This window comes from Bremerella volcania (assembly GCF_007748115.1).
GTDB lineage: Bacteria > Planctomycetota > Planctomycetia > Pirellulales > Pirellulaceae > Bremerella > Bremerella volcania.
On sequence record NZ_CP036289.1, the window covers coordinates 1,287,084 to 1,300,091 of the forward strand.

A 13,008-nucleotide genomic window follows, 5' to 3' on the forward strand; every position below is an offset into this window, starting at 1 on the left:
CGCAAGAACTACGAAGCCGCGATCGTGGTGTCGAAGGCGTGGCTCAGGACCGAACTCCTTCCTATTCGGTTACCACTGTACCCCGCCTTACCCGCCCGGCGATTTAGGCTTCCCGACTTCATGGAATAACTCGTGGCAAGACCGAAACTTGTCTCCCCTGACCAGCCTCTACCGGTTCGGCTACTGCTGCATATCTACGAATTCGCCGCATCGCTGAGCCTGGCCGTCGTGTTGATCAGCCTGATGGCGATTTCGCTGATTTTCGCGACGTTCGTGGAAGCCACCTTCAATACAGATGTGGTTCAGTTCTACGTGTATCGCTCGTGGTGGTTTGGGTTGATCTATGCCCTGCTGGCGGTCAACATTTTCTGCGCCGCCGCGATTCGCTACCCCTGGAAACGTTACCAAACCGGCTTCGTCATCACCCACATCGGCTTGTTGATGTTGCTCTTGAGCGGAGCGATCAGCCGTTCGAAGGGGATCGATGCCCAGGTTCATGTCTGGGAACACGACTCATCCGAGCTTGCGTTCGATAACTCGTACTACTTCGATCTGCGAGTCGACAACGATGCCAAGGTGGTCCCCATGGCACTTGCCGAACCTGGCGAAGTTCAACGGCATATGATCGACTTTCAGCCTGGCATGTTCAATTGGTCGGCCTATGAAGACGGCTTCTCGAAGTGGAAGGTCGCCGAGCCTGACCTGGCCAAGTGGTTCAAGCCGGTGTTCTACATCACGATGCGGAATCGCGCCGGCAACGTGATGTACAACCACAATGGCGTGAAGCTGGAAGTCCTCGATTACTATGCCGACTGCAATTGGTGGGACAATACGCCCACCGTGCAGTTAATGATGAGCATGCCCAAGACGACCGAGCGCGCCGAAGACGGGACGATGAAGGCCGTCGGCGAGCAGTGGGTGCCCATTCGGTTGTCGGTCTTTAAAGCCACACAGCAGCCGAAATATAAGTTCGGCATCGGTGATAGCCAGCGCAGCGGCGGTGGCAACATGACGTTTCATATGGCCGGCAGTCGCGCCGCCACCGAGGCGTTCCTCAAGTGCGTGCCGGAAGAGGGTACAATCGGCGAGAACGGCCAGGCCATTTTGTACCTCGACGGCAAGACGACCGTGATCGACGTGAAGGAGCAGTTGGAGAAAGATCCGCAGCCCATCGAAGAATCGAAGCTGAAGTATCAAGTCAAAGCCTACTACCCAACCGCTCAGCTCGACCAGGCGAACGGTCAAGAGTTCTCCTGGGTGGAAGTGCCCGAAGCAGAAGGAGCCGAACCGCGCAACCCAACCGTGGTGATCGATATTCTGGACGGCGACCAGAAGGTCGACCAACTCACGCTGCTGGCCAACATGCCGCAGATGAACATGCAGGGCTTTGCGTCCGATGTTTATGGTCACTTCTGGTATGACTTCGGCGAGAAATCGACGGCCGAACTGATGCGCGGCGGCGAAGGGGGCTCGCGGATCGATCTCATTCAAGGGGTGGCCGAAGGAGCCAAAGATGAGGCTGCACCAGAATCGAAACGCGTCTTCTATCGCTATTGGAATCGTAAGACGGTTGTGGCTTCGGGAGAACTGAAGGACAACGCGACGGAAGTCGACGCGGTCGATGCGTTCAAGATGCCGTTTGCCACGCTTCGCATGTATGTGAAGAGCCTGGTCGCGGCCAACGAGCCCAAGGCTCAGCCCATTCCAGTTGCGTTTGGTGTTTCCGGGCCGATGGGCAATACGCCCGCGGTGAAAGTGCGTCTGACGCTCGACGACAAATCGGAAGTCTTCTGGCTGCGAGCCCACATGAACGAACCCGACGTCGGGCTCGACGACGGTTCAACGCTGCATACGCTGAAGGTAGGCGATCGCGAAGTGAAGCTTTCGATGCCGATCAAGTCGTATCCCATTGGTTTCCGCATTCATCTCGATCAATTCGAGCGTCGTCTCGACCCTGGCACCTCGCAACCGTCGCACTACTCGAGCGACGTGCAATACATCGATCGGCAGCACGACCGGTACATCATGGCCTCGTTGGTTGGCAGCGACGAGGTCGAGCATCTGGAAATCGCCGAGGCCCGTAATCCGACTTCACTCGGGATGGGCGGCACGATGCTCTATTGGATCGATGATACCGACAGTGGTCAGAAGATCCTGGTTAAGGATCTGAGCAAGCCGGAAGAGCCAGCTTCGGAGATCGTGACCCGGGCCGGTAAGAGTCCGCGAAACCTGGTGGTCGATACCACCGGCAACAAGCTTTGGTGGCTGGCCAAGCAGTCGAGTCGTTTGGCGCGTTCGGACGTTGATGTTCTGATGCAGGCCGATTTGGTCGGCGGAAGCCCCAAGCCGATTGCCATGTTCGACCGGGCACCACGCGGTCTGGCGGTCGATTCGGCGGGCGGCTGGGCCTATTTCGGCAACCCGGCCGGCAAGTCGGTCGGTCGCGTGAAGACCGATGGAAGCGAAATGGAAGCCAACTGGCTCACCGGTGCAGGGCTGGTTACCGACGTGGCTCTCTATCCGGCGAAGAAGAAGCTGTACTTTACCGACGCACTGAACGATGCGATCGGTCAGTCGTCACTGGAAGAGCCGCGTGTGGCGTATGTTTACACCTACTCGAAGGATGGTCACCCCAATAGCCTGGTGGTGAGCGACAAGGGGCTTTTGTATTGGAGTGACGATACGCCCAATGGTATCGATCCCAATGCTCGCAAGCACCTGGGCGATCCTTCGCTCGACCGTAGCAAACCGCAGGAGATCAACACGGTCATCCGTGTGATCGATCTCGAAGGCAAGAGCAAAGAACCCCAGACGCTGCACGATGAACTGATGGCCAAGCCGGACGGGCTGGCGATCGATCCCGCTTCCGGCGACTTGCTCTTTACGCAGACGGCTCTCTTGAAGCGGGACGTTTGGATTACGATGAACGCGCCGGACGACTTCACCGAACCGGCTGGTGGCCGCGACCTGCGTATTTTCCAGGAATCGTTCGAAGGCCCTTACCTGGCCGGAACGCCCCAGTATCGCGAGTTCGTCCCGCAGCGCAGCAACGATTCGGAAGTCTATAAATCGGTCTTCTCCGTGAACTACGATCCTGGAACGGCACTGCGTTATTGGGGCTGTTTGTTCGTAATCGGGGGCATCGCTTGCATGTTCTACATGCGGGCCTATTTCTTCAAAACTAAACGATCGTCTGACCCGCAGGCCCGAGCCAAGGCTCATCCGGCGAAGATTCAGACAGAAGTGGTTTCGTGATAATGACTAGGTACAACATGAACAGCGGAATTTTTCGCACGACTTGGACCTTCGCACTGGTACTGTGTGGCATGCACATCGCTGCAGGCAGCGGCCGTGCGGACGAGGCCTTCCCCGACGATATCTGGCGCGAGATCCCCGTTTATCACCACGGACGCGTCAAGCCGATGGATGGCTACGCGCGGCAGGTGGTGCAAAAGATCACCGAGTACAACAAGTCGAAGCCCAAGTTCAACCTGACCGACTATTACACCGCCGAAGAACTTCAGAAGCCCGAGTTCAAGGACGCGCTCGAGATCTTCCCCGATGGCGAGTTGCGTAAGTTCACGCCAAGCGAACTGGTGTACGAGTGGACCGTGCGTCCTGAAAAGTGGGAACGCGTTCCCTTTATCTATCTTGGTCGTGAAGACGTGCGGGAAGAACTCGGTTTTCCGATCAACGGCCACAACAGCATGAAGCTGAACTTCGTCTCGCCGCATGACATCGCGACGTCCCAAAAGTTGCGCGAGTACCTGAAGGATATGGAAAAACGCCGTCAGGAACAGGCCGCCAAGGGGGACTTGGAAGAGACCGCCATGGATGCCCATATCTGGCGCGAGCTGCTGTTCCGGTATGCCGTCTTCCGCGAGGTGTCGCTCGACCCACGCCAGGACGTCGTTTCGACCAATCCACTACCCTCACCAGGCGAGCGAGATCGTTTCATCGGGCAGGTCTATGCCGCTGGTAAAATCCTGTTTGGCGATCCGAACTCAGGCGAGGAACGCACGCTCAACAGCCAATTGCAAACCCTGCAGCAGTTTGGCGGTGAGCATCCTCTAAGCGTCGCCTCGAAGCGATTGATCGATTCGTATCGCGACCTGCACGAGTTGTCGTCGGCTGCCTACATGGAACCGATGTCGGTCCTGAACTCGCCGGCTGATGAACCACTCAAACCAGAATTCGCTCCGACCCCGGAAGAGACTGAACCTGTCGTGCAAGAGTTCCAGGCCGCGGCCAAGTCCTTGGGGGACATCCTGGAAGAACAGCGGGACAACGTCAACGACAGCATCACGCTCACCGACGAAGAGTACAACAACATCAAGCCGATGTTTCAGTCGATGCTGGTTCGCGTTCGTCAGTTAGAGCACAACGCGCTCGAGATCCATCTGGCACTGTACGAGAATGCCAACGCGGCTGCTTTGACGGCATCGACGTCGATGGATCGCGGCGGCAATCACTTGCAGATCGTTCCTTCGCTCAATCCGTACGCCCTCAGCAAGTCGCGTGATCCGAGCGATCTCTCGCAGCCGTGGCTTGGTTTGACGACCGTTCTCTACGGTTCGGACGCCGTGCTGGCCGGTTACGACATGGGGTTGATCAATGCCGTGCGTTCCAACTGGAATGCCGCCAAAGATGCCTACCTGAGTGGCGGGGACGTTCGCCCAGCGATGCAAAAGCTGGCCGAGAGCCTGCAGCGTCTGGGGGATCAGGATACGCAGCAGCGCGTGGCCGTGATCGAAGAGACGATCGGTAGCAACGAGAAAGATTCCGGCATTCTGGCCTACACCGCTTACCCGGCGGCCAATAGTTACCGGATTGCTACCGAGGTCCGTTACAACACGATGGACCCGTTCATGTATGCCTGGGTTTTCACGTTCATTGCGACGATCGGCTTCGCATTGGCCTTTGCCGTCATGCGGAAACCGATGTTCTGGATGGGAATGGTGTTCCTGATCTTTGGTTTGATCTGGTCGACCTACGGCTTCTATATGCGAGTGGTCGTGACCGGCTGGGCTCCCGTGACCAACATGTACGAAACGGTGATTTTCGTGCCGTGGGTTGTGTGTAGCCTGGGACTGATGTTCCTGGTGCTGCCCCTGATCGATCGCGGTCGCTTAGCGGCCTGGCGTGCGACAGCCGCCCCATTTACTTGGGAACAGTCGCAACTGGAACCAGGCCAGAAACAAATGTTCTCGACCGGCGTGTGGAGCGTGATGAACTGGGTTTCACTCTTGATTCGTGTTCCGCTGATGCTCGCCATGATTCAGTTCATGACGATGCGTCCGGTTTACGATGGGAACCGTCCGATCATCAATCTGACCGACTTCGGCGAGCAGATGGCAGCGCACGGCGTTATCTACGCATCGATCTTTTTGTTCGTCAAATTGCTGGTGCTTGGGTTGAGCGTCTGGTATATCCCGCGGCTATTGATTGCCACCGTCGCACTGCCATTCTTCTGTGGATACGATTGGTCGATCGATACGCAGCTGAATGATAAGTTCGAGAAGACCTACCACCGTAATTACTACGGCCTGGCGGCATCGGCCTGTGGAACGTTTTTGCTTTGTGTGGCTTCGATCGCTCCGATCGTGGACACTGGGTCATCCCGCGTGCTGAATACCGAGTTTTCGCCGCTGCAGCCGGTGCTGCGGTCGAACGTTTGGCTGACGATCCACGTGCTCACGATCGTGGCCAGCTACGGGGCTGGCATCTTGGCATGGGGACTGGGTTGGCTGGCGCTGGGGTATTACATGTTCGGACGGTATCGTGCTCCGGTGGTCGCCAGTCCGCTCAACGCAGGACTCGCCCCGGCTCATTCGCATAGCCCTCAGATGAGCTACCGTCCGCCGGAAGAGTGCTTCACGCTTGGTCAGCATTGTTATCGTGCCATCCAAGTCGCCGTGCTGCTGCTGGCCACCGGGACGATCCTGGGTGGTATCTGGGCGGACGTTTCCTGGGGCCGGTTCTGGGGCTGGGATCCGAAAGAAGTCTGGGCCTTGGTGACGCTGCTGATTTACGTGGCCATCCTGCACGCTCGCTTCGCCGGTTGGTTCAACAATTTCGGCCTGGTCGTGGGAACGATCATCGGCTTCTCGGCGATTGTCGGCAGCTGGTACGGGGTGAACTTCCTGTTGCCGCTGTTCAAAGGGGGCGATGCTGTTGGTCTGCACTCGTACGGCAGCGGTGGCAAGGGAAGCGAAATCATGGTGATGGGCTTCGTCGCCGCCAACTGGGTCGCCCTGGGATTCGTCGCCCTCAGGTTCCAACTCTCGAAGCTTTCCGTCGTCGATGAAAACGAGGTCGAGGAAGTGGTCATCAAGGATGACCTGACCAACGAGAGTGAAGCCTCGGAAGAAGAGGATTTGGTCGATACGAAGTAGGGGAGCAACGGCCCTTTACTTCGTACGTTTCGGATGCCGAGCACGCTTATGCAAGATGTCTACTTCCTGACCAAGTCTCGGCTGTAGATATGCCAACAATCTAGGGATGTCACGATAAGTCGAAGCGACCGTTAGCACAACGATTGATGTACCGTCCACGTCACAGATTAAGATGTGCTTGTTGAGGTGGTAGAACCGTAGTGCTACGTGAAGATCAGGTAGTTCGACAAGCAGGTCCGGGTTGTCTTGGATGCGTTGAACGGCCGCGTCAATATCGGAGATGTATTTGTCGGCCGTTCGTTTGCTCCATCTCTCAATGGAGTATTCGTAAATTTCGTTCAGGTCGTCTGCCGCCTGCTGCGTAAAAGTGATCTTTGCTTTTGCCCGTCGGCTCACTTCTTGGCTTTCTTCAGAAGAGCCTTCAGGTTCCCTTCGTACTCGTAGGTCCGACCGGCAATGGCATCTTCGTAGCCGGAGATGATGGCTCCGCGAATTCTCTCTGCTTCCATCTCCAGTTTTCGCTGCCTGAGGACGTCGCGAACGAACTCGCTGGGAGTGGAATACAAAGTTCCATCTCCCGAGTTTTCATCGATGAACGCGCGCAATTCATCGGTCAAAGAAAGATTTAGTGAACTAGCCATGGTTCAATTCTCCTATACCTACACTATAGGGTGATGGCAAATAGTGTCAATATTTGCCATGGTTACCGCATCGAACCATTCGGCCGCTCCGCAATCATCGGGGCCGTAAGCCACCGTGCCAGGTCCACCGAAGGCTGCGAGGCCGGCACCGTTGGCGAGTAGTTGTCGTAAAAGACGCTGGCCAGATTGGTGGCCGGTAGAATGCTCACCGGGCTCTCGTAAACTAGCGGGTGTTCCAGGCCGGCCAGCATCGTTCCGGCCGGCATGTTATCGCACAAGCCGGTCAGGGTCATCCGTCCATGATCCAGGCGAAAACCGATGGCCATCTCGTGATAGGCAATCAGGTCTTGATTGCGGCTAGGCGGAATTACTTGAACGTTCAAATGCTGGGCTGCCCGATCGAGAAGGCGTCGCGATAGCTGCCCGTTGCGAGAGAAGATTCCGCCGAATGCTTCCTGCAAGGTATCGTCGCGAACGACCAGCCGTTTGACGTGCAGTTCCGCTCCGCCGGCCCCATGCTGGTAATTGGTCGCCAAGGCAGACTGCAAATCGATCTGCCGAAATACGCCTGCCATTTCCACGTTGGATGAAGCGTAATTCAGGTCGAACGTAATCTGCCCCATGAAGGTGGCATCGACACCCAGCCCTGCCAGTCGAGGCAGCGCGGCACGCAAGGGGTGCGTGGGGATCGGCTGCTCGGTGGTCGCCAGTTGAACCTGCCAATGCTCCGGATCGGAAGTGTCGACGCTGGCCATCAACGGAGGTGGGCTCAGTGAGTCGCCGACCAATACGGAACTGGTAAGAGCGGGCTGCTGCTGGGGATCGTGTTTCACTTCCAACTTCTGCAGTGATGGAAGCACCCCGTCGCGAAAACGCACCTGCGCCACGTTCAGTTGCAGACGCTTGCCGTCAGTACGCTGCAAAAGCACGCCTTCCTGCAGCGTTTCCCACAGGCGATGTCGCGAGGCCCAGTCGACTTCCACTTCATCGGCCGAGAGCTGCCAGGTGCTATCGACCAGTTCCGCTTTGAGGGCCGGGAAGACGACCGCGTCGCTGCCGGCCCGTTCGAGACGAACGTCCTCGAAGACCCACTTGGTCGGCTTCGGGTTGTAGTACTTCGAGATGCGACACTTCAGGCCGATCGTTTCCGAGAGTTGGTCTTCAACCGCCGCGATTGACCAGGAAGACTGCCGGTACGTAATCCACGAGAGGGTGCAGATCGTCGGTACGACGCATCCCAACAGGAACGCGACCCGACAGAGCAGGCGTCTCGTAGATTCATGCATGCCGAACATCCTTGCTTGGCGTGCCTGGTAAGTGATGGCCGCGGATTAACGCTTCCGAGCCATGTCCATGAACAGTTGGTAACGGGCCTTCATTTCTTCGAGGCTGTCGCCACCGAATTTGTCGACCAGGGCCGTGGCGATCTCAAACGCCACGACACTTTCAACGATCACACTTGCCGCCGAGACGGCACATACGTCGCTTCGTTCGTAGGAAGCCGCATCCGCTTCTTTGGTTTCCAGGTTGACCGATTCCAGCGGTTTGCGAAGCGTGCTGATCGGCTTCTTCGCGGCTCGTACGACGATCGTCTGACCGTTGGTCATGCCTGCTTCCAGCCCGCCGGCGTTGTTGGTTGGCCGGGTATAGCCGAGGTTGGTCGATTCCTGCTCCATCGGGTCGTAATGAATCGGATCGTGAACCTGAGACCCCGGCAAACGTGCGGCCTCGAATCCCATGCCGATCTCAACCCCTTTGATCGCTTGCACGGCCATGACCGCTTGGGCCAACTTGCCGTCGAGCTTGCGTTCCCACTGTGCGTGAGTGCCTAGCCCAAACGGAGCCCCAACGACGCGAACTTCGACAATCCCCCCCAACGTGTCGCCTGCTTTGCCGGTCTTGTCGATCAGTTCTTTGAACTGAGGATCTTGTTCTGGATTTAGCGAGTAGATGATGCTCTCGTCCCGTTTGGCGATCATCGCATCGACGTCGTCTACGTTTTCAGGGCGATCGATGGCAACGCCACCAAGTTCGTCGACGAAACCGTAAACCTGAATGCTGAATTCGGCCAGAAGTTGTTTCGCCAACGCACCTGCGGCAACGCGAACGGCGGTCTCGCGAGCACTGGCACGCTCGAGGATGGCCCGGATCGGACCGAGGAACTTGATCGCGCCGGTAAGGTCGCCGTGACCAGGTCGGGGACGCGGCAGGTCTTCCAGGCGTTCCAGCTTGTAGTCGCGATTGATCACTTGCAGGGCGATGGGACTACCCAACGTCAGACCTTTCCAGATGCCGGTCATCACTTCGACCTTATCGGTCTCGATCCGCTGTCGTCCGCCACGGCCATATCCTCCCTGACGCCGAGCAAGCTCGCGGTTGATGGGTTCCTCGTCAATTGCCAGCCCGGCCGGAAAGCCGTCGATCATGGCAAGAAGGGTTTTTCCGTGGGATTCGCCCGCTGTCCAATAACGCAACATTATGCAAAATAAAGACTTTGGTCCTGAGCCAGTGCCCGGCGGTCGCTTCGATTCCAGCGCCGCAGTTCGGGTTCACTTCCCCAGGTACCGAGGTTAAGTGCAAACCGATCTTCGATTCTAACCGCAACCCCGATCGGCAGATAGATCGGTTAGGTAAAAGAGTCTGGCCGCTAACCCCCCCCTCTTTGGAACCGGAAAGCGAGGCTTTCGTGCGATCACTTTTGAGACGACATTGGTTCCTCGCCGGCCTGCTAGCAGTGGTGATCGTAGGGTTTGCCTTCTCCGAGCCGCTGCGGCAGCTTCCCGACATGCAAGTGCTGCGAAATGGGATCGTGGTGACCGTTCTGTTCCTGATGGCCTTTCCGCTGGCATTTGGTGATCTGCACGGCGCGATTCGGCGTCCAGCCGCCGCGATCTTGGCGACGCTGATCAACGCTGGCATCTTGCCTCTGTTTGCCTGGGCGGCATCGTTGCTCTCTTCAGGGGACTTCGCCATTGGAATCAACCTGATGGCGGCCATTCCTTGTACGTTGGCTTCGGCTGCCGTATGGACCCGCAGGGCAGGGGGGAACGACTCGATTGCCTTGATCGTCACGATCGTGACCAACTCGCTGTGCTTCCTGATTACGCCGTTCTGGCTGCTGTGGACGACCGGAAGTCACATCACCATCACCATTTGGGCGAGTCCTGACGGCAAAGGGCTATCCCTGGCCGAGATGATGACGAAGCTTTTTCTTTTGGTCGTGCTACCCATGGCTTTCGGCCAACTGGCTCGTCTGATTCCGAAGGCCGGCAACTGGGCGACACGCAACAAGTTTCAACTAGGAATCGTGGCCCAAATGGGCGTGCTTTGCATGGTTTTGCTGGGCTGCATCAGTTGCGGCCTCAAACTACGTAGCCTGCCGACCGACCAGATGCCGACGTTAATCTCGTTTGCCGTGATGATCGTGCTGGTGCTGGGGATCCATCTGTCGGCCTTACTACTGGGTATTGGCGCTGCGAAGCAGCTTCATTTTCCACGCAGCGAAGAAATTGCCATCGCGTTTGCCGGCAGCCAGAAGACCCTCATGATCGGCCTGGCGATTGCCTCCGAGTTCTACACGGCGAACCCACTGGCGATCCTGCCAATGGTGGCCTTCCACGTCGGGCAGCTTTTCTTAGACACCGCAGTCGCCGACCGCTACATGGCGGCCGCATTTGAGAAAGCCCATCCTGAAGAGCCGCTGATCGAAGGAGATTAATCCACTCGTTGAACCTCGCCTGCGTTGCCGTGTCCCACTCTCAACCGGCTTTTCCGGACACGCGATTTTTGCCGAGCGGCGGGGCCTAGACACGAAGGAAAAACCGTTATAACTTGATTAAGTCTTTGAAGATCACCCTTGGCTGATGAATACGATCATCCCAAACCGATACTTCCCCAAGACAGCACCCACCATGCCCCCTTCGTCTAGTGGCCCAGGACGTCGGGTTCTCAGCCCGAAAACAGGGGTTCGACTCCCCTAGGGGGTACTAGGCCCGTCTTGCTAAACCCAAGCGGGCCAGCGACTTCGGTCGTATCTCTTTCCGGTGTTTGGCTTTCAAGCGATTCGTCGCACTTTCCTGCAGTACGCTGCAACGTAGCTTTTTGCACCGATTCTTTGACATGTGCACCTGAAATAGCACCTAACGCACGCTCGTAGTCATCGTCGGTTACTTGTAGATAGTGCTTGCTACCCACTGTTTCTGAGTTGCCCATCCAGGCGCACACGACATGTGATGGCAGGTATTTTGCCAATTCCGTCTGACGTGACGCTCGCAGGTTTTGGAAGAGTCGTTCCCAAGGGCCGATTCCAGCTCGTTTGAGTATTCGCTTGAACTGGCTTCGCAAATTTGAATTCCGTTGACGATACTTGGTAATTACGAATGTGGCGCTTTCAGGGGCGAGGTGAGTAGCATGCTCGAGCAGCGGACGTAGTTCGGGAAATAGTGGTATTTCTCGGAACGGCTTACCCTGACGTTTGGTTTTGGGTGATGAGACCATGATGCGGCGATTTTCCCAGTCGATGTCCGACCATTTGAGTTCCAGGATCTCGCTGGGGCACCGCAGCCCACCGTATCGGGCCAGGGCAATAATCAATTTCCATTGGATGTCAGGGGCGTTCTCGATTGCCAAGTCGACAGTAGTTCGCTTTACGAATCGCTTTCGCGAGGCGTTTTCTTCCCCGCCAGCACGCAAGTGATGAAACGGATTACAACGCACGAGCCCCTTGTCTTTGGCCAAGCGGAAGAACTGTTTGGCATGCTTGACAGCTTTGCTGATCGTCGCATCGCTGAGGCCTTGGTTTACTAGCGACTGTCTCCATTCATTAGCATCTCCGTTATTGATCTGATCTAGTTGACGGTCGGCTTGAAAGTAGTCGACAAGTTTCTTTCGGCTATTCTCGAAGTTGCGGATTGTGTTTGCACTCGCATCCTGTCGGCTTTTGATGTAGTTGCTAATGAACTCATCAAGTGTGGATCGCTCACGAGGACTACAGAATCCCCATCTTGCGAGAAAATTTACGAGGTCGTTCGTGGCCTCGGTCTCTAGCCAGTCAAGTGTTTTGGCCGGCGGAGTCGTATTGTACTTCGCAGCATCCGTCAAATGGTCAACGTGCCCCTTAATTTCATTGGCGTCTCGTTCACTAATTCTTCCAAGCGACTTGGTTGGTCTAATGTCGTCTTGGTAGTTAATTTGAATTCGATACAACCATTTTCCGTTCGAGCTCTTTCTCTTTTGTAGCGAGGCCATGTTTCCCTTTTTCTCCTCTTTTGCGTGGATTGGTAAGCACTCTTGTTTTTTGTTTGGCAATGACTATTAAGACTTTCGGGCTACGGATGTGCGGAAGCGTCGGTGTTCCACACTGTCGAAGTTCTGCATGGTTTGGGTAGACCTTATTATCGATGATTGACTTGCGTCTGGCTCTCCCTGATTTGGTCGCAACCGTACTGGGATCGCTCGATTCGAAAGAGGGATTCTTGCGTCGAAGAACCATGCCCACTTGATTTGGCACGAACTGAGATTTGTCTAAATCGGACAATCCGCAATCACACCTAGGTGAATCATCTCAAGCGTAGGATCTGGCTTTGCGGCAAGAATGAAATTGCGGTAGTTATTGTGGATCGCTATGTACCGATTTGGTCTGCTGCGATAACCATTCCCGTAGTGCCTCAACGGGATAGACGATAATTGGCCGTTTCCCATCTCCGATTACCGCGAATGGGATTTTGCCCTCTTGCTTCAATTGAGAAAGATATCGGGGCGAAATCCCGAGAGATCTAGCCGCTTCGATAGGTCGCAAGGCCAACGAGATGGTAGCGGCATCGTTCTTTGATTTTGAATGCTGTTGGCCAGGAACGTTACGTTCCCAATATTTATGTGACATCGCTTTTTCTTCAACAGACAGGTGACTGAAAATCCAACTCTGTCTCGAATTTAAGCGATGCAGATCGATGATTGGCGGCAAGTAGCCGGCG

At 56.1% G+C, this 13,008-nt stretch carries 9 protein-coding genes and 1 tRNA gene; 4 read left to right on the plus strand and 6 right to left on the minus strand.

Annotated elements, in window-relative coordinates:
* Positions 1-132 precede the first annotated feature (132 nt).
* Positions 133-3,255, plus strand: a complete 3,123-nt coding sequence (locus Pan97_RS05110) for a hypothetical protein (RefSeq protein ID WP_144971057.1) — start codon at positions 133-135, stop codon at positions 3,253-3,255.
* Positions 3,256-3,272: 17 nt separating this feature from the next.
* Entirely contained in the window at positions 3,273-6,395 is a 3,123-nt protein-coding gene (locus tag Pan97_RS05115; protein WP_165698619.1) for a cytochrome c biogenesis protein, read from the plus strand.
* Positions 6,396-6,410: 15 nt separating this feature from the next.
* On the opposite strand, the gene Pan97_RS05120 is transcribed toward Pan97_RS05115, so the two are convergent.
* From Pan97_RS05120 to aroC, 4 genes are all read right to left on the minus strand, one after another.
* Entirely contained in the window at positions 6,411-6,791 is a 381-nt protein-coding gene (locus tag Pan97_RS05120) for a type II toxin-antitoxin system RelE/ParE family toxin (protein ID WP_144971059.1), read from the minus strand.
* Complete coding sequence (locus Pan97_RS05125) at positions 6,788-7,036, minus strand: ribbon-helix-helix domain-containing protein (protein ID WP_144971060.1); 249 nt, start codon at positions 7,034-7,036, stop codon at positions 6,788-6,790. Before Pan97_RS05125 ends, Pan97_RS05120 begins: the two co-directional genes overlap by 4 nt.
* A gap of 62 nt (positions 7,037-7,098) precedes the next feature.
* The gene (locus Pan97_RS05130; protein ID WP_144971061.1) at positions 7,099-8,322 is read right to left on the minus strand and encodes a hypothetical protein; all 1,224 of its coding nucleotides are present in this window, start codon (positions 8,320-8,322) and stop codon (positions 7,099-7,101) included.
* Between the two features lie 45 nt (positions 8,323-8,367).
* On the minus strand, positions 8,368-9,513 hold the full coding sequence (aroC, locus tag Pan97_RS05135; RefSeq protein ID WP_144971062.1) for a chorismate synthase: 1,146 nt from the start codon (positions 9,511-9,513) through the stop codon (positions 8,368-8,370).
* A 209-nt stretch (positions 9,514-9,722) separates the two neighbouring features.
* Here aroC and Pan97_RS05140 point away from each other — a divergent pair, with 209 nt between their 5' ends.
* Both Pan97_RS05140 and Pan97_RS05145 read left to right on the plus strand, forming a co-directional pair.
* On the plus strand, positions 9,723-10,754 hold the full coding sequence (locus Pan97_RS05140; protein ID WP_165698620.1) for a bile acid:sodium symporter family protein: 1,032 nt from the start codon (positions 9,723-9,725) through the stop codon (positions 10,752-10,754).
* Positions 10,755-10,949: 195 nt separating this feature from the next.
* Positions 10,950-11,022: transfer RNA gene (locus Pan97_RS05145), tRNA-Glu, on the plus strand.
* On the opposite strand, the gene Pan97_RS27125 is transcribed toward Pan97_RS05145, so the two are convergent.
* Positions 10,985-12,283 (minus strand): tyrosine-type recombinase/integrase, encoded by a 1,299-nt coding sequence (locus tag Pan97_RS27125; RefSeq protein ID WP_391529985.1) that lies wholly within the window; start codon positions 12,281-12,283, stop codon positions 10,985-10,987. The two genes, Pan97_RS05145 and Pan97_RS27125, sit on opposite strands and share 38 nt — an antisense overlap.
* 361 nt (positions 12,284-12,644) lie before the next feature.
* Complete coding sequence (locus tag Pan97_RS27130; protein ID WP_391529986.1) at positions 12,645-12,917, minus strand: helix-turn-helix domain-containing protein; 273 nt, start codon at positions 12,915-12,917, stop codon at positions 12,645-12,647.
* Between the last annotated feature and the right edge of the window lie 91 nt (positions 12,918-13,008).